Annotated in this window: 13 protein-coding genes; 7 read left to right on the forward strand and 6 right to left on the reverse strand. The window is 75.1% G+C overall.

Annotated features, from left to right (window positions below; translation table 11 throughout):
• Positions 1 to 51: 51 nt before the first annotated feature.
• The 4 genes from ACFV6I_RS17500 to ACFV6I_RS17515 form a co-directional block, all read right to left on the reverse strand.
• Positions 52 to 957 carry an aegerolysin family protein gene (locus tag ACFV6I_RS17500; protein WP_380344641.1) on the reverse strand — a complete coding sequence of 302 codons (906 nt, stop codon included), beginning with the start codon at positions 955 to 957 and terminating at the stop codon, positions 52 to 54.
• Between the two features lie 102 nt (positions 958 to 1,059).
• Positions 1,060 to 1,362: a hypothetical protein gene (locus ACFV6I_RS17505; protein ID WP_380426138.1), complete on the reverse strand. Its 303-nt coding sequence runs from the start codon at positions 1,360 to 1,362 to the stop codon at positions 1,060 to 1,062.
• 242 nt (positions 1,363 to 1,604) lie between these two features.
• Complete coding sequence (locus ACFV6I_RS17510) at positions 1,605 to 1,967, reverse strand: DoxX family protein (protein ID WP_380426140.1); 363 nt, start codon at positions 1,965 to 1,967, stop codon at positions 1,605 to 1,607.
• Between the two features lie 42 nt (positions 1,968 to 2,009).
• Entirely contained in the window at positions 2,010 to 2,540 is a 531-nt protein-coding gene (locus ACFV6I_RS17515; protein ID WP_380426142.1) for a cupin domain-containing protein, read from the reverse strand.
• 50 nt (positions 2,541 to 2,590) lie between these two features.
• On the opposite strand from ACFV6I_RS17515, the gene ACFV6I_RS17520 reads away from it, so the two are divergent.
• From ACFV6I_RS17520 to ACFV6I_RS17530, 3 genes are all read left to right on the forward strand, one after another.
• Positions 2,591 to 3,475: a LysR family transcriptional regulator gene (locus tag ACFV6I_RS17520; RefSeq protein WP_380426144.1), complete on the forward strand. Its 885-nt coding sequence runs from the start codon at positions 2,591 to 2,593 to the stop codon at positions 3,473 to 3,475.
• Positions 3,476 to 3,621: 146 nt separating this feature from the next.
• Positions 3,622 to 4,041 carry a YciI family protein gene (locus ACFV6I_RS17525; protein ID WP_380426146.1) on the forward strand — a complete coding sequence of 140 codons (420 nt, stop codon included), beginning with the start codon at positions 3,622 to 3,624 and terminating at the stop codon, positions 4,039 to 4,041.
• The gene (locus ACFV6I_RS17530) at positions 4,014 to 5,345 is read left to right on the forward strand and encodes an RNA polymerase sigma factor (protein WP_380426148.1); all 1,332 of its coding nucleotides are present in this window, start codon (positions 4,014 to 4,016) and stop codon (positions 5,343 to 5,345) included. Before ACFV6I_RS17525 ends, ACFV6I_RS17530 begins: the two co-directional genes overlap by 28 nt.
• 72 nt (positions 5,346 to 5,417) lie before the next feature.
• Here ACFV6I_RS17530 and ACFV6I_RS17535 read toward each other — a convergent pair whose 3' ends face one another.
• The gene (locus ACFV6I_RS17535) at positions 5,418 to 6,605 is read right to left on the reverse strand and encodes a serine hydrolase domain-containing protein (protein WP_380426150.1); all 1,188 of its coding nucleotides are present in this window, start codon (positions 6,603 to 6,605) and stop codon (positions 5,418 to 5,420) included.
• 224 nt (positions 6,606 to 6,829) lie between these two features.
• On the opposite strand from ACFV6I_RS17535, the gene ACFV6I_RS17540 reads away from it, so the two are divergent.
• From ACFV6I_RS17540 to ACFV6I_RS17550, 3 genes are all read left to right on the forward strand, one after another.
• Positions 6,830 to 7,549, forward strand: a complete 720-nt coding sequence (locus tag ACFV6I_RS17540; RefSeq protein ID WP_380426152.1) for a MarR family transcriptional regulator — start codon at positions 6,830 to 6,832, stop codon at positions 7,547 to 7,549.
• A 448-nt stretch (positions 7,550 to 7,997) separates the two neighbouring features.
• Complete coding sequence (locus ACFV6I_RS17545; protein WP_380426154.1) at positions 7,998 to 10,763, forward strand: M4 family metallopeptidase; 2,766 nt, start codon at positions 7,998 to 8,000, stop codon at positions 10,761 to 10,763.
• A gap of 269 nt (positions 10,764 to 11,032) precedes the next feature.
• Complete coding sequence (locus ACFV6I_RS17550; RefSeq protein WP_380426156.1) at positions 11,033 to 12,316, forward strand: serine hydrolase domain-containing protein; 1,284 nt, start codon at positions 11,033 to 11,035, stop codon at positions 12,314 to 12,316.
• On the opposite strand, the gene ACFV6I_RS17555 is transcribed toward ACFV6I_RS17550, so the two are convergent.
• A complete protein-coding gene (locus ACFV6I_RS17555; protein ID WP_380426158.1) occupies positions 12,299 to 15,739 on the reverse strand; it encodes a BTAD domain-containing putative transcriptional regulator in 3,441 nt (1,146 codons plus the stop codon). The genes ACFV6I_RS17550 and ACFV6I_RS17555 overlap by 18 nt on opposite strands.
• Positions 15,740 to 16,097: 358 nt before the next feature.
• Between ACFV6I_RS17555 and ACFV6I_RS17560 the strand changes: the two genes are divergently transcribed.
• Positions 16,098 to 16,373 (forward strand): hypothetical protein, encoded by a 276-nt coding sequence (locus ACFV6I_RS17560; protein ID WP_063352834.1) that lies wholly within the window; start codon positions 16,098 to 16,100, stop codon positions 16,371 to 16,373.
• The last annotated feature ends 95 nt before the right edge of the window (positions 16,374 to 16,468 follow it).

Below are 16,468 nucleotides of genomic sequence, written 5' to 3' on the forward strand. Positions count from 1 at the left end.
GGTCACGGATGGACGTGACCCGGGCGGGGGCGCTGGTTCGGCCCGGCGTGATCAGGACTTCGACAGGTTGAAGGAGATCGCGGCGTTGTCGCCGCTGCCGCCCTGCCAGGTGCACTTGTACCCGGACGGGGCGGAGCAGCTGTAGCCGTTGCTGCCGGTGTAGGGGTTGTTCCAGTACACCCTGACCTTGTTGCTCTCCCCGGACACGTCGAAGGTGACCTCGCCCTCCGTGCCGGTCATGAAGCCGTCCGACTCGCTGGCCCACTTCGCGGTGACACCGGGCTGGACCATGGACGGGGGCAGCATGTTGTCGGACCAGATCCCCCACCGCAGGCTGGAGCCGGAACGGACCAGCAGCTTGCCCGAGTTGTTGGTCAGGTTGATGCTCGTGCTGCGGGCGGCGGTGACGCCGGGCACCACCGCGTCGGCGGTGTCGGCCCCGGCCGACCGGGACGCCGGCCAGACGTCGAACTTGACGCCGGCGTTGTTCCCGCTGCCGCCGCTCTTGTAGCAGGCGTACCCGGCCGGGACGGAGCAGCTGTAGCCGTTGCTGCCCACGTAGGGGTTGTTCCAGTAGATCTTGATCTCGCCGCCGGCGAAGCCGTAGGTGATGTTCCCCTCCGTCCCGGTGCCGGCGCCGCAGGACTCGCTCGCGAAGCTGGGCTCCTTGCCGGTGGGGATGTAGTCGGGCGGCAGCATGTTGTTCGTCCAGCAGCCGTGGTCGAGCTTCTCCCACGTCTTGGTCAGGCCGTACGCGGTGTGGTTGGACAGGGTGACCTGCGTGGAGCGGGCCGCGGTGATCCCCGCCAGGCCGTCCGCGGTCGCCTGCGGGCCGCTCTGCCCGGTCGCGGCCTGCGCGGCCGGGGCGAGGGTGAGCGCTCCGGACGCCATCAGCACGGCGGTCAGAACGCCTGCGGCCGTGCGGGACAGGCCGCGCTTGGGAGTCGTGCGTCGCATGGGTCTACCAACTCTCTTCAAGGCTGGACGAGCGGGCGCTGGGTCGCGCCCGCCGTGTTCTCATCCGGGGGGCGTCGCGGCTCGGTGCCGGCGCCGGGGGGCTCACTGGATGTAGAGCTCCCACCGCTTCGCGCCGTCGACGATGACCTCTTCGATCAGCTGGGCGACGGCGCTCCCGAGGCCGTACAGCACGTAGTACGCCGCCTGCGCCTCGACGAACGAGTCGTACCGGCCGGCCCAGCGCCAGATCGCGGACGCCGACGCGCCGTCCTGGGCGGCGGGCGACGCGGAGGCGTGTGCGCGGGCGGGGGAGGCCACGGCGGCGTACGCCTGGGCGGTGCCGCCGACCAGGACCGCGGCGGCGATCGCGGCGCAGAGCGAGGCTGAACGAATTTGCCTGTGCATGACAAATATCCCTTCTGGGCGTTCCACGTGAACGGCCGGCCACCTGCGGCGGATCGGCCCCGCCCCGACCCGGCTGCGGGATGCGGTGGCAGTCACAGGCTGACACGCCACCACCACGCTCGGGCATCGTGGAAAACCGCGAACTTGGCACGGTGTACGTACCGAGGGCCTGCGGACGGGACGGGGCGGGGGCGGAGCGGGGGCTGAACGGAGGGACGGGGCGCGGGCGGGGTGGCGTCCGGTCACATCCCGGCGGCGGCCGGCCAGACGGTCGCGGCCGCGGCGGCGAGGAGCCCGGCGTTGAGCGCGACGCGGCGGTCCCCGCCGGTCAGGTGCACGGCGATCGCGCCGGTCTGCAGGAGCACGAACCCGACGGCCGCGGCCACGGCCAGCCCCGGCGCGACACCGACCGCCGGCGGCATCAACAGGCCTGCCGCGCCCAGGAGTTCGACCGCTCCCAGCGCCCTGACGGCGGGCAGCGGTACGCGGTCCACCCAGGCCATCATCGGGCGCAGCCGGTCGCGGTCGCGGGTCGCCTTGAGTGCGCCCGCGTAGAGGTAGAAGGCGGCGAGCGGTGTGGCGAGGAACCAGTAGGCGATGGTCATGACGTCCTTTCACGGTCACCGCCGGCGGGTGGCCGGTCGGCTTCAGGCCAGGTCGGCGGCGGACCCGGTGACGGGCTCGGTGACGGGCCTAGTGGCGGGCTCGGTGGCGTAGCGGCTCATCGTGCGCAGGCCGGCCTCGGGGGTCGGCGGCCCGCCGTCGGCGGCCATGTCCCGCAGGTCCCGGAAGTACTGCAGGTACAGGTCGGGGGTGAACACGCTGAGCATGACGGCGCTGTGGTCGCTCACGTTGGCGAAGGTGTGCGGGGCGCCGGGCGGGACCATCACGAACGTGCCCGCGCTCGCGTCGTGGTGCTGGTCCCCGACGGTGAAGCGCACCGTGCCGGAGATGATGTAGAAGCCTTCGTCGTGGCGGGCGTGGCGGTGCTGCGGCGGTCCGGGGGTGTGCGGGGCGAGGAGGGACTCGGTCATCGCCAGGCGGTGCCCGGTGTGGCTGCCGTCCTCCAGGACACGCATGCGCGTGGTGCCCATGACGATCGTCTCGCCCTCGCCGGGGGCGACCACCGATACGGTGGGGCCGGCCTGCGGTTCACTGGTCTTCGCTGTGTCGGTCATGTTCCGAGTGCACCGCCGGGGCCCCGCGGGTGTCCAAGACCCGTTCCGCCATGCCGATACCCGGGGGGTATCGTCGCAGCGTGGAGCTACGTACCCTGCGCTACTTCGTGGCGGTCGCCGAGGAACTCCACTTCGGCCGGGCCGCCACCCGCCTGCACATGAGCCAGCCGCCGCTGAGCCGGGCGATCAAGCAGCTGGAGAGGGAGAGCGGCGCCCTGCTGTTCGCCCGCTCCCCCGCCGGCGTCACCCTCACCCCGGCGGGAACCGTGCTGCTCGACGAGGCGCGGGACCTGCTCGACCGGGCCGAGCGCCTGCGCGCGCGCGTGGCCGCCGCGGCCGGCGCCGCGACCCTGACCGTCGGCATCCTGGGCGACGGCACCGACCCCGGCATCACCAGGCTGGCGGCCGCCTTCCGCCGCAGCCACCCCGGCGTCGAGATCCGCGTGCGCGACACCGACCTGACCGACCCGACCTGCGGACTGCGCACCGCACTGGTCGACGTCGCCCTGACCCGCGCGCCGTTCGACGACACCGCCCTGGCGGTGCGCGTGCTGCGCACCGACCCGGTCGGCGCGGTCCTGCGCGCCGACGACCCGCTGGCCCGGCGCGGCCGCCTGGAACTGGCCGACCTGGCCGGGCGCCGCTGGTTCCAGTTCCCCCCGGGAACCGACCCCCGGTGGCAGTCGTACTGGAACGGCGGCACCCCGCGCGAGGGCCCCGTGGTGCGCGGCGTCCAGGAATGCCTGCAGGCCGTGCTCTGGAACAGCACGGTCGGCCTGGCCCCGCTCGGACACGACCTGCCCGAGAACCTCACCACCGTCCCGCTGGCCGACATGGCGCCCAGCCCGGTGGTCGCGGTGTGGAACGACGGCGACACCAACCCGCTGGTCCGCTCGTTCGCCGAGATCGCGACGGCCGCGTACCGCCAGGTGTGACAGGTGTGAGAGGAGGCCGCCCTGCGAGAGGGTGGCGTCCGTCGAAAAAAAGTGGTCCCGGATCCGCCCGCCGTGTCGATCCGCGGCCACGCCGTTCGACCTGGGATGGAGAGGGCCGGAAAGCGGCCCCCGAGCAAGGAGTGACGATGTCGAAGTACATGCTGATCATGCGGGGCACGGACGAGAGCGTCGCGAAGATGATGGAGACGCCCTTCGAGGAGATGCTCGAAACGGTGGGCCGCTTCAACGAGGAACTGATCCGGGCGGGCGTGCTCGTCGCCGCCGAGGGCCTGGACGACCCCTCCCAGGGCGTGGTGGTCGACTTCAGCGGACAGAGCCCGGTGGTCACCGACGGCCCCTACGGCGAGACGAAGGAACTGTTCGGCGGCTTCTACGTGATCGACGTCGCCTCGAAGGAGGAGGCCGTCGAGTGGGCCAAGCGGCTCCCGGCCGTCACCGGCTCGAAGGTCGAGATCCGCCGCGTGCCGGGCATCGAGGAGTTCCCGCAGGACAACGAGTGGATCGCCAAGGAGCGGGCGTGGCGCGAGCGGACCGGCCAGCACTGATGCCCACCACCCCCGACGGCCCGCCGAGCACCGAATCGGCCCGGCGGGCCGCCGAGGCCCTCTGGCGGATCGAGTCCGCCCGGATCGTCGGCGCACTGGCCCGCTACACCGGGGACTTCGCGCTCGCCGAGGACGTCGCCCAGGAGGCGCTCGCCGAAGCACTCGTCGGCTGGGCGCGCGACGGCGTGCCCACCAGCCCGGTGGGCTGGCTGCTGGCGACCGCGCGCCGGCGCGCCATCGACGCCTTCCGCCGCGCCTCCGCCCTCGACGAGCGCTACACCCTGCTCGCGGGCCAACTCGCCGAGGGCCAGTTCAGCTCCGGCCCGGCGACCGCCTCCGGACCGCCGCACGAACTGCCCTGGGACCCCGACCGGGTCGACGACGACGTCCTCGCGCTCATGTTCACCGCCTGCCACCCCGTGCTCTCCCCCGAGGCCCGGGTCGCGCTCACGCTGCGCGTGGTGGGCGGCCTGTCCAGCGAGGAGATCGCCCGGGCGTTCCTCGTACCCACCGCCACCGTCCAGGCCCGGATCACCCGGGCGAAGAAGACGATCGCCGCGGCGCACGTGCCGTTCGAACTGCCGCCGGCCGAGGACCGGCGCGAACGGCTCGGCGCCGTCCTGAGCGTCCTGTACGTGATCTTCACCGAGGGCTCGACCGCGACCGCCGGCGACCACCTGCTGCGCCCCGACCTCGCCTACGAGGCGCTCCGGCTGGCCCGGACGCTGGCCGCCCTGCTGCCCGCCGAACCGGAGGCGTGCGCACTGCTCGCGCTGTTCGAACTCACCGCCGCGCGCTTTGCGGCCCGCACCGCACCCGACGGGGAGGCGGTGCTCCTGGAGGACCAGGACCGGCGCCGGTGGGACCGCTCCGCGATCCGCCGCGGCCTGGCCGCACTCGGCCGCGCCGCCGCCACCGGACGGGGCCTCGGCCCCTACGGCCTCCAGGCCGCGATCGCCGCCTGCCACGCGGCGGCGCCCTCGGTGCAGGAGACCGACTGGGAACACATCGTGCTCCTCTACGAGGCACTCGGCCGCGTGGCCCCCTCCCCCGTCGTCGAACTCAACCGGGCCGTGGCCGTCGCCATGGCCAACGGACCCCAGCAGGCGCTCCACCTGGTCGACGAACTCGCCGCCTCCGGCCGGCTCTCGGGATCGCACCTGCTCCCGGGCGTACGCGGCGAACTCCTGACCCGGCTCGGCCGCACCGCCGAGGCCCGCGCCGAGCTGGAACTCGCCGCCCGGCTGTGCCGCAACACCCGCGAGCGGTCGGTACTGCTGCGCAAGGCGGCCGCGCTGCCGTGACGCCCCCGCCCGGGCGGGCGGGGACGACTCGTACCCGGCCGTCACGAGCGGGGGCGTCGCGAGCCGGGGCCGTCACGAGCGGGGGCAGAACTCCGCCTCCAGCTCGGAGGTGAACACCGCGATCGGCCAACTCCCCTCGACCCAGTCGCCGTTGACGTTGGTGGCGAGCAGGTGCCGGCCGTCGCGGGTGCCGAACGCGTAGGACCACGAGCCGTTGATGGCGCCGCCCATGCCCCAGACGGTGGGGCCGCAGTCGAGCCTGACGCCGGCGACGCCCAGACCGTATTCCGCCTGGTCGATCCACTGGTGCCCGGTCGGGATCATCGTGAACATCTCCCGCTGCTGGGCGGGCGGCAGGAGCCGTCCGCCCAGCAGGGCGGCGAAGAAGGTGTTCAGGTCGCGGACGTCGGAGACCATGTCGCCGGCGGCCCAGCCCCAGGACGGGCTCAGCTCCGTCACGTCGTAGGCGGTGGCGTTCGGCCCGGTGAGCCCCAGACGCGAGTACTCGCGCCCGTGCGGCCCGTGGATGGCGGTGTCGTCGGAGGAGGGTTCGTAGGTGCCGGTGAGGCCCAGCGGGGTGGTGATCCGCTGCTCGATCTGCGCGGCCAGGGTGCCGCCGGAGGCCCGTTCGACGATCAGGCCGGCGAGGACGTAGTTGGTGTCGGAGTAGGTCCAGCCGGTACCGGGCGCGAAGTCGGGCCGATGGGCGAGCGCGATCCGGACGAGCTGTCCGGGGGTGTAGCTGTCGAAGCGGTGCCGCAGGAAGGGCAGGCCGCTCGCCTCCTGCCGGACCTTCTCGTCCATCGCGTAGTTGTAGATGCCGCTGGTGTGGTTGAGGAGCTGGCGCACGGTGATCCGCTCGCCGTCGTAGCCGGGGGCGTCGAGGAGGCCGGGCAGCCAGCGCTCCACGCTGTCGTCGAGGCTCAGCCGCCCCTCGGCGGCGAGCTGGAGGACGACGGTGGCGACGAAGGTCTTGGTGGTGCTGCCGATGCGGAACCGGTCCTGCGCGAGACGGGCCCGCCCGGTGGCGAGGTCGGCGACGCCCGCGCTGGCGAACCACCGGCGGTCGCCGTCCCGGACCTCGGCGACCGCGCCGGGCAGGCCGCCCGTGGCCACCGCCCGGTCCAGCACCCGCTGGACCCCCGGGTGCCCGCCCCTGCCGTCCGGCGCGGGCGCGGCGAACGCCGGTGTGGCGGCGGCGCCGGCCAGCACGGCCCCGGCGAGCAGGGTGGCGACGGCTGCGCGCGTGGTGGTTCCCATGGCGTGTTCCCCCTCGATGTGGTGTCACGGTTCGGGAAGAAGCTACGAGCAAATTCACATAATGGTCAATACGAAACCTGCCGATGGTGGATGTATTCGCAGGTAGATACCACAATATTCTTGCAATGACCCTCCCAGTTAATGCAACAGAACGTCGCGAGTCCATTGCAACAGTGGGCGAGCCGGACGGATACTGTTCACGCGACGGAAGGAGACGAGGACGGATGCCCGGAGCCAGGCTGACCCCGCAGGACCGCCACCGGATCGCCGCCGGACTGGCCGAGGGGCTGGGCTACGGCGAGATCGCCCGGCAGATCGAACGGCCGACCTCGACCGTCACCCGCGAGATCGCCCGCAACGGCGGGCCCTCCGACTACCGGGCCGAACACGCCCAGCGCGCCACCGCACAGCGCTCCCGCCGCAGCGGCACGACCGCCCGACCGGCCGCCGCCACGCCGCCGGCCGAGGGCCGCGACCCGCAGGCGGTAAGCGAATTCGCCGACGAACTGGCCGAACTGCTGGTGCACAGCGGCCTGCCCCGCATGGTCGCCCGGGTCCTCGCCTGCCTGTACGTCACCGACGACGGCAGCCTCACCGCGGGCGAACTGGTGCAACGGCTGCAGGTCAGCCCGGCCGCCGTCTCCAAGGCCGTCGGCTACCTGGAGGGCCAGGCGCTGATCCGCCGCGAACGCGGCGAACAGCAGCGCCGGGAGCGGTACGTCATCGACGACGACGTCTGGTACCGGGCACTGCTGGCCAGCGCCGAACGGAACACGATGCTCGCCGGCGTCGCCCGCCAAGGCGCCGAGACGCTCGGCCCCGGCACACCGGCCGGCGCCCGGATGGACGACGCCGCAGCCTTCCTGGACCGGATCGGCCAGGACATCGTGCGCTCCGTCCGGCAGTGGCGGGAGGAGAGCCGGCCCGGATCGCGGACCGGCTGATCCCGGACGCCCCCTGCGGGGCGGTCGGGTGAGATGCGCAATGGTCCGGGCGGGTGGGGCTCCGCACCCGATCGGGTGCCGTATCCGCGGATACGCGGCGGGTCTTCGGCAAAGGCGGTCGCGGCGGGCCGGCCGTCGGCCCCCGGGGCGTGCCGGCGACCCGGTGGGGGCTGGTTCAGGCCGGGGGCCGGAGGCCGACCGACGGGGTAGAGCCGGGTGCGCAGTTGCGTCTCGGCGCTGCCGGACGACGCCCCGGGGGCCCCGGGAAAGCGTTCGTCCGGGGCGGGTGCGCCGGGCGGGGGGCGGCGAACCCGGCGGGAGGGCGCGGCCCCGCGGGGGCGGCCGGAGGGCGGCGACCGGCTGAACCCGGCCTGTCCGGTGCCCCGTTCCTCCGTGAAAGGCAGCTCTGTCGTGCTGCCGTCACTGCCGATTTCCGTGGAGGACCGCAGTGCATCACCGTTCCCGTCCAGTGGCCGGGGTGCTCGGCTCGGGCGCCGCCCTGAGTCTGGCGCTGGCGCTCACCGTGACCGCCTCCCCCGCCCTGGCCGCGCCGCCGGGCCCGACCGCCGAGCCCGATCCCGTCCCCGCCCTGGTGGCCGGTCAGGGCACCGCCGCCCCGCAGTTGGTGACCGGGCTGTCCGAGACGGCGCCCGGCGGTCCGGTCGAGGCGGCCCGGGCCCATCTCGCGGCCCACCTGGACCGGTACCGGGTCGATCCGGGGCAGCTGACCGAGCTCGCGGTCGAGCGCACGGCCGCCGACCGGCGCACCGTCAGGTTCCAGCAGTACCACGGCGGCATACCGGTGCTCGGCGGGCAGTACCTGGTCCGCCTCACCGGCGAGGGGGCCGGCCAGCGGGTGGAGTCGGTCGGCGGCAAGTACTTCACCGGGCTGACCGCGCCGACCGCCCCCGCCGTGCCGGACGCGGTGCTGCGCAAGCTGGCGCTCGGCTCGCTCCCCGACCCGCGCGCCCGGGCCGGGGCCACCGCCGAGGACCGCGGCCTGGTCGTCCTGCCGGGCGGCACCGGCCGACTCGCCCGGCACTTCACCGTGCACACCGCCGACCCGGGCAACGGCGAGCCGCTGGTCCGCGAGGTCTACGCGGACGCCACGCTCGGCGTGGTCGCCCTCGCCCACGACTCCTCGGCCCCCTACCAGGTCAGCGGCGCCGACGACACAGGGGCCGGCGCCGCCCGTGGCGCGGCCGCCGCCGAGCCCGCCACCGGGACCGCCCCCGACCTCCTGGGCCGTACCGTGCCGGTGAACATCTCCCGCCAGCCGGACGGAAGTTACCAACTCGTCGACCTCACCCGGCCCGTCACCATCACCACCTACGACGCGACCGGACGGGACTACAACGAGTTCAGCGGCCGGCTGCCCGACGGCAGCCTCCCCGTCGCCTCCCCGGGCCCGGCCTTCCCCGCCTCCACCGGCACCAGCGGCGCCACCGACGCCCACCTCAACGCCGCCGCCGTGTACGGCTTCTACCACGACCGGCTCGGCCGCGACGGCCTGGACGGCAAGGGCGGCGCGATCACCTCCGTGGTGAACGTGAGCAACCGCGGCAAGCCCTTCCCGAACGCCGCCTGGGACGGGCAGAAGATGCTCTACGGCAACGGCAACGCCAGGTTCCTGCCGTTCTCCGCCGCCCTCGACGTGGCCGGGCACGAGATGACCCACGGCGTCATCCAGCACACCGCCAACCTGGTCGGCGACGGCCAGTCCGGGGCGATGAACGAGGGACTCGCCGACTACTTCGGCAACGCCATCGAGGTCACCGCCCGCGGCATGTCCATGAACGACCCGGCGGCCGCGCTGATGGGCGAGAACCTGTGCCGCACCGGCACCCCGCAGGACTGCGCGAACCGCCGCCTGGACGACCACCGCACCACCGTGGACGACTACCTCGGCGCCGGGCTCGACCTGGACAACGGCGGCGCGCACCTCAACGCCACCATCTTCAGCGGCGCCCTGTGGGACATCCGGCGCACCCTCGACCCGCTCACCGCCGACCGCCTCGTCTACCGGGCGATGGCCGAATACCTCACCCCGCTCGACGACTTCGTCGACGGACGCAACGCGGTGCTCGCCGCCGGCCGGGCCCTCAAACTCAGCGGAGCCCAACTGCGCAAGGTGGCGGCCGCGTTCGACGCACACGGGATCAAGGCCGGCTGGCAGAACCGGCTCGGGACGGACACCCGCCCGCTGCTGCCCGGCACCTCCGCCCCGGTCGGACCGGCCGCGGGCGGAGGCCACTGGGTGATGGGCAACACCGACCCGAACGGCAAGGGCGCGACGGCCCTGTACACCGGCTCCACCACCTCCCCCGGCACCCCGACCCGGCTCAGCCCGGACGACGGGCGGATCCACGGCTGGGCCGCCACCGACGGCACGTCCGCCGTCTGGCTGGCGATCGGGCCCGACGCCACCGGCACGTGGGGGACGGAGGTGCTGACCCGCCCGCTGTCCGGCGGCCCGGTGCGCAGCGTGTTCCACTCCCCCGACCAGTCGCCCGGCAGCGTCCGGGTGTCCGGCGGGGACATCGCCTTCACGGTGACCGACAACGACACCGGCCGCACCCGGGTCCGCCTCTCCCACGACGGCGCCCCGCCCGTGGAACTCCCGCTGCCCGAGGGCCACAACCTCACGTCCTTCACGTCCCTCGCGTTCAAGGACGGCCTGCTCGGCTGGATCGAGTCCTGGACGGCCGACGGGGCCGGCGTCCAGGCGCCGACGGTCTTCTCGACCGCCACCGGCAAGGTCGCCGCCCAGTACCCGGTGAGCACCCCGAACGGCACCGACCCGCCGTACCTCGCCTCCCCGCTGCTCGCGGGCGACCGGCTGCTCTGGCTGGCCGCCCCGGCCGACCGCACCCGCCCGACCGCCCTGCGCTCCGGCGCCCTGGACGGCTCCGGCGTGCGCGACCTGCTCTCCGCCGACTCGCCGTACACCCCGGCGGACATGGAGCTCACCGCCACCGACCAGGCCGTCACCTTCCTGCACCGCGGCGCCCAGCCGAGCAGCGGCTGGTCGAACGCCGCGCTGCCCAAGCTGTACCAGCTGCCGGTCGGCGGCGGCACCCCCGTACGGGTCTCCTGCAACCGGGGCAGCCAGTTCCACGCCGCCGCCGACCAGGGCACCCGGGCGGTCTGGCTGGACGCCACCGCCGGGCGCAACGACCTCGTGGTCCGCGACCGCCCGGCCGGGTCCTGCTGATCCGAGCGCGGCCGCGTCGTTCGCCCCGGTGCCGGCGGGCACCGGGGCGGACGGCGAGGCGGACAGCGGATCCGGGGTGGACGGCGGGTGCCAGCGCGCTGTGCGCGGTTTGCCAGCGGCGGGCCGGAGGCTAGGGCCGTCCAGGTCACCCGGCAACCAGAGGGAACTGATCCATGTCGCCAGCTGCTTCTCCTTCTTCTCCTCCTTCTTCGACTGCCCCTTCGCCGTCCCGGACGGGGTGGTCGCGCCGCCTGCGGCTGGCGCCGCTCGTGCTGACGGCGTCGGCCCTGGCCGTGGGACTGGCCGCCGGTCCGGCGCTCCCGGCCCCCCTGACCGCAGCCGCCGGGTCCGCGCCCGCCTCGACCCGGGGCGGGGCCGAGGCGCAGCGGGCTCAACTGGAGGAGTTGGCACGGCAGTTGGTGGCTGCCGGGGCGCCGGGGGTGGTGGTGCGGGTGGACGACGGCCGGGGCCGGCCCGTCGAGATCGCCGAGCAGGCCCCCTGGGCCGCGGCGGACCAGCGGCTCGCGGTGGGGGACGAGTTCCGGATGGGCTCCAACACCAAGACCATGATGGCCGTGATCGCCCTGCAACTGGCCGCCGAGGGGCGGCTCGCGCTGACCGACCCGGTGGAGGCGTGGCTGCCGGGCCAGGTGCCCGACGGCCGGGCGATCACGCTGCGGATGCTGCTGAACCACACCAGCGGCCTGGCCGACTACACCGAGGACCCCGCCGTCCTGCCGTCGATCCTCGGCAAGGACCCGCACCGGTGGACCTCCGCCGAACTGCTCGCCGTGGGCCTCAAGCGCCCGGCGCTGTTCCCGCCGGGCACCCGGTGGTCCTACAGCAACACCGACTACGCGGCGGTCGGCGCCGTCCTGGAGCGGGTCACCGGGGCGAGCCTCGCCGACCTGGTCCGCGACCGGATCGCCCGGCCGCTGAACCTGAAGCACACCTACCTCGCCACGGACGGCAGCTGGCGCGGCCGCCACGTCCGCGGCTACGAGCCGGACTCCGCCCACATGCCGGCGGGGGTGCCCGCCGCGTTCCGGGACGTGGCCGGGGTGCACCGCGACGGCCGGGTGGACGTCTCCGGCAACGACCCGGGCTGGGGCGGGGCGGCCGGGGCCGTGGTGTCCACCGCGCAGGACTGGTCCCGCTTCTACAACGCGCTGATGTCCGGCAGGCTGCTGCCCGCGGCCCAGCTGGCGCAGCTGCGCACCACCGTGCCGATGGACCCGCAGAACCCGGTGGACGGGCCCGGCTCCGGCCTGGGCATCGAGACGGGCCGCACCCCCTGCGGCACCGTCTGGGCCCACGACGGGGGGATCACCGGCTACTCCAGCACCAACCTCACCGACGGCACCGGCAGCCGTACGGCCACCGTCCTGATCGCGACCGAGTTCCTGTTCGAGTTCGGGGCCGACGCGAAGCTCACCGCGGCCGGCCAGGCCCTGCAGAGTGCGGTGACCTGCGCCATGTTCGGCAAGCCGGCCCCGGCTCCGGCCCCTGCTCCGGGTCCGGCTTCAGTTCCGGCTTCAGTTCCGGCTCACTGACGGGGGCGGCCCGGCCGCGGGTGCGGTGATGATCGCAGACAGCAGGTCCCTGGCCTCGGTCCGCGCCATCGCCGCACCCGCGGCGTGCGCGGACGCGAACCCGGCGGCTCCCAGGTCGGCCGTGGCCCGCCCGGCGATCCTGTGCACGTCGGTGTCGCCGAGGTCGTCCGAGCCCCGCAGCAGGTCGGCGGCGCCGAGCAGGAGCGCCGCCTCCCCCGGCCGGCCGCGGCACAGCTCGATGTCGGCGGCCGCCACCGCGATCCGGGCCGCGACCGCCGAGTTCCAGGTCAGCACCAGGTGCACCGCCGGGTGGTCGAGCCGGCGCACCGCCGCGTCGGGCAGGCCGTCCGCCGCGTCCAGCTGCGCGAGCACGCCCAGCAGCAGGGCGGTGAGGTGCGAGGGCACCGGCTGGACGCCGGGAGCCTGGGCCAGGGCGGCCAGGGCGTGTGCGCGGGCCTGCTCCCGCTGCCCGGCCCGCCACTCCAGCTGGGCCAGGCCCAGGCACACCAGGGCCCTGGGCTCGGCCCATCCGGCCTGCGCCACCTGGTCGAGCAGGCCCTCCAGCTGCCGCCGCGCGCCGTCCGCGTCCCCGGCCTGGGCGCGCATCAGGGCGGCCTGGACATCGCTGTCGACCGTGTCCTCCTGCATCCCGAGCTCCTGGAAGTACCGGGTGGCCCGCTCGTTCATCGCCAGCGCGTCGGCCAGGTCGCCGGAGCGCCGCCGCAGCGAACCGAGGGTGCTCAGCGCGGTCGCCATGCCCCACCGCTCGCCGAGCGCCTCGAAACCGGCCAGCGCGTGGGCGAGGAAGCCCGCCGCCTCGGTGACGTCCCCGGTGTGCAGGGTCAGCAGGCCCCGCACGAGCAGGGCGAACGGGCCGCTGGAGGGGTCCTTGCGCTCGCCGTCCGGGAAGTCCGGGGAATCCGCGGGGGCCGGAGGGTCGGGCGTGTGCGGCGGCGGCTGCGGGCCGGCGATGGCCGCGGCCAGCCGGGCCAGCTCCAGCAGGGGGTGGACACCGGGGTCGACGCCCGCCATCGCCGCCTCGATCCGGCCGAAGGCGGCCGCCCTGTCCTCCGGCCGGCCGATGGACTCGGTGCCGACCTCGTACGTCGCGACCACCAGCGCGCGGGCCGCCGGATCGGCCGGCCCGGGGACCTCCAGGACCCGTTCGAGCAGGTCCAGCGACTCCGGCGGATAGCCCCGCATGGACCAGAACCAGCACAGCGCGGCGCCGAACCGGACCGCCGTCGCGGCGTCCCCGGACTCCACCGCCCAGCGGATCGCCGCCAGCAGGTCGTCCCGCTCGGCCGACAGCCGGGCCAGCCAGCGCAGCTGGTCGCGGGTGCGCAGCCGCGGCTCCGCGGTCTCGGCCAGGGCGAGGAAGAACCCGCAGTGGCGTTCGCGGGCGGCGCCGGCCTCCCCGTGGCGGGTGAGCTGCTCCAGGCCGTACTCCCGGATGGTCTCCAGCATCCGGTAGCGGGGCTCTCCCGTGGCGGCGGCTCCGAGCGGGTGCAGCAGCGACTTGTCGACCAGCGCCGCCAGCAGTTCCCGGACGTCGCGGGCCGGGGCGTCGGGGGTGGGGACATCGGGGGCCTCACGGTCGCCGGGGTGGTGGCCGGCGTGCGGGGCGGCGAGCCCGCCGACCGCCTGCGCCGCGTCCTCGGTGAAGCTGCCGGGCGCCACCGACAGCCGTTCCAGCAGCGCCCGTTCGTCGGCGGCCAGCAGCTTCCAGCTCCAGGCCACCACGGCGCGCAGCGTCTGGTGCCGGGGCAGGGCGGTGCGGCTGCCCCGGGTGAGCAGCCGGAACCGGTCGTCCAGCCGGGCGGCGACCACCTCGGCGGGCAGGGTGCGCAGTTGGGCGGCGGCCAGTTCGATCGCCAGTGGCAGGCCGTCCAGGCGGCGGCAGATCTCGACCGCCGCCGCCAGCGAGCCGTCCTCCTCGGCGAAGCCCGGGCACACGGCGGTGGCCCGGTCGTGGAACAGCCGGACCGCCGCGCAGGCGCGGGCCTGTTCGGGCGTCGAGCCGGGTTCGGGCAGTTCCAGGGGGAGTACCGGGTGCAGGTTCTCGCCGTCGATCCGCAGCGGCTCCCGGCTGGTGGCCAGGACCCGCAGCCCGGGGCACCGGCCGAGCAGGGTCTCGGCCAGCGTGGCCGCCGCGTCGATCACGTGCTCGCAGTTGTCCAGCACCAGGACCGGGTCGTCGTGCGTGAGCACCTCGGTCAGGCGGTCCAGGATCTCCTCTGGGGTGCCGGGGCGGCGGGTCGGGGCCGCGGCGTTCTTGGGCAGGTCGGCCTCGCGCGTGCGCAGGGCGTCGAGCACCGCGCGGGGCACGTCCGCCGGGCCGGCCGGGGCCAGGGCGACGAACCACACCCCGCCGGGCGGTGTGAGCCGGCGGCCGGCGGTGGTGGCCAGCCGGGTCTTGCCGGACCCGCCGGGGCCGACCAGGGTGACCAGGCGGGCTCGACCGAGCAGCTCGGCCACCCGGCGGATGTCGTCCTCGCGGCCCACGAAGCTGGTCAGCGGCGCGTCCGGGTTGCCGGGCGGCCGTGGTCGGCGGGGTTCCGGCCGTTGGGGCTCCGGCCGTTGGGGCTCCGGCCGTTGGGGTGGCGGCTGTTGGGGTGGCGGCTGTTGGGGTGGCGGCTGGTCGTCGGGCGTGCGGTGGCCGGGGGGCGGCCGGCGGTCGGGGGGTGCCGGGAGCTCGCCGCGCAGGACCGCGAGATGGGCCGCCCGCAGCTGCGGTCCGGGGTCGCTGCCGAAGGTGTCGGCCAGCCGGGCGCGCAGCCGCTGGTAGGCGGCCAGTGCCTCGGCGCCCCGGCCGCCGGCGGCCAGGGCCCGGATCAGCTGGGCGTGCAGCCGTTCGTGCAGCGGGTGCCGCGCGGTCAGCGATTCGAGTTCGGCGATCAGCTCCGGTCCGGCGCCCAGCGCGAGGTCGGCCTCGATCCGGCCCTCCAGGGCGACCAGCCGCGCCCGCTCCAGCCGCCGGGCCTCGGTGTCGGCGAACGGCGCCTCGCGCACGTCCGCCAGCGCGGGGCCGCGCCACAGGGCCAGGGCCTCCCGCAGGGCGGCGGCGGCCTCGGCCGGCCGGCCCTGCGTGTGCAAGTGCCTGCCGGAGAGGGCCAGTTGCTCGAACCGGGCGGTGTCCACCGCACCGGGCTCGACGGCCAGCCGGTACCCGGCCGGTCCGAAGGTGAGCAGCGCGGGGTCGCCCAGGACGCCCCGCAGGCGGGACACCAGTGACTGCAGGGCGTTCGTCTGGTCGGCCGGTGGCGCCTCGGCCCACAGCGCGTCCACCAGGGCCTGGGGCCGGACGGCGCGGCCGGCGTCCAGCGCGAGGTAGGCCAGCAGCGCCCGCAGCCGCGCGCCGCCGATCGGCAGCGGGCCCGCTCCGGCGTCCAGTACCAGGGGTCCAAGCAGGCCGACGCGCACCGGGTCACTATCGCAGCAGCACCGGTTCGAGCGTCAAGTCGCCGGCCGGCGCCCGTACGCCCGCCCCGGCCGTGGGCGGCGTCCGGGGCGGTGGCCCGGCGGGGCCGGTGGCCTCGCCGGTCGCCGGGCGGCCCGTCACCGGGGCTGCGGCGCCGCGTGGGCGGCGCGCTCCCCCGGCTCCGGCGGGCCCGCCCGTCACGTCCTCGGGGCGGCGATGGGGGGCCCGGGTGAACCGGTAGCCCCGGACAGCCATCCCCGGTAGCGCTCCGCATACGCATGTGTGTGGATGGTGACAGGACGCCATTTCGTGGCAGTCCGATCGACCATCACCACCCTTATCTGGAAGGGCTCTTCCCCCATGCGTACTGCGCGCCGCGTCCTGACCGTCTCCGCCCTCTGCCTCCCGCTCGTTCTCGGCGGGGCGACCATCGCCTCCGCCGACACGCCCAACAACATCCCCTCCCTGAACTACGACCACGGGGCGTTCTCCGTCGGCCCGAACGGCAGTGCCCTGCACATCACCGATGTCCAGTTCGGTCCTGACGGTGCCTCGTTCCTCGACGCCGCCGTCGCGGTGGGCCCCAACGGCGTCGCCGGCTACGCCACCGAGACCGGCATCGGCCTCGCGGGCTGATCCCCGCCACTCCCCCATGCCGGGGGGGGCCGGGGCGGGGGTGGCGGGGCGAGGCCCCACACCCAGCCCCGCGGCGGGGGGGGCGCGCGCGCGGG

Origin of the sequence: Kitasatospora sp. NPDC059803 (assembly GCF_042732255.1) — a bacterium.
Classification (GTDB): Bacteria; Actinomycetota; Actinomycetes; order Streptomycetales; family Streptomycetaceae; genus Kitasatospora.

Coding starts and splice junctions, on each gene's coding strand:
- ACFV6I_RS17520 (WP_380426144.1), top strand. CDS start 2,591: ATGCCGATACCCGGGGGGTATCGTCGCAGCGTGGAGCTACGTACCCTG.
- ACFV6I_RS17500 (WP_380344641.1), bottom strand. CDS start 957: ATGCGACGCACGACTCCCAAGCGCGGCCTGTCCCGCACGGCCGCAGGC.
- ACFV6I_RS17525 (WP_380426146.1), top strand. CDS start 3,622: ATGTCGAAGTACATGCTGATCATGCGGGGCACGGACGAGAGCGTCGCG.
- ACFV6I_RS17515 (WP_380426142.1), bottom strand. CDS start 2,540: ATGACCGACACAGCGAAGACCAGTGAACCGCAGGCCGGCCCCACCGTA.
- ACFV6I_RS17510 (WP_380426140.1), bottom strand. CDS start 1,967: ATGACCATCGCCTACTGGTTCCTCGCCACACCGCTCGCCGCCTTCTAC.
- ACFV6I_RS17560 (WP_063352834.1), top strand. CDS start 16,098: ATGCGTACTGCGCGCCGCGTCCTGACCGTCTCCGCCCTCTGCCTCCCG.
- ACFV6I_RS17535 (WP_380426150.1), bottom strand. CDS start 6,605: ATGGGAACCACCACGCGCGCAGCCGTCGCCACCCTGCTCGCCGGGGCC.
- ACFV6I_RS17505 (WP_380426138.1), bottom strand. CDS start 1,362: ATGCACAGGCAAATTCGTTCAGCCTCGCTCTGCGCCGCGATCGCCGCC.
- ACFV6I_RS17540 (WP_380426152.1), top strand. CDS start 6,830: ATGCCCGGAGCCAGGCTGACCCCGCAGGACCGCCACCGGATCGCCGCC.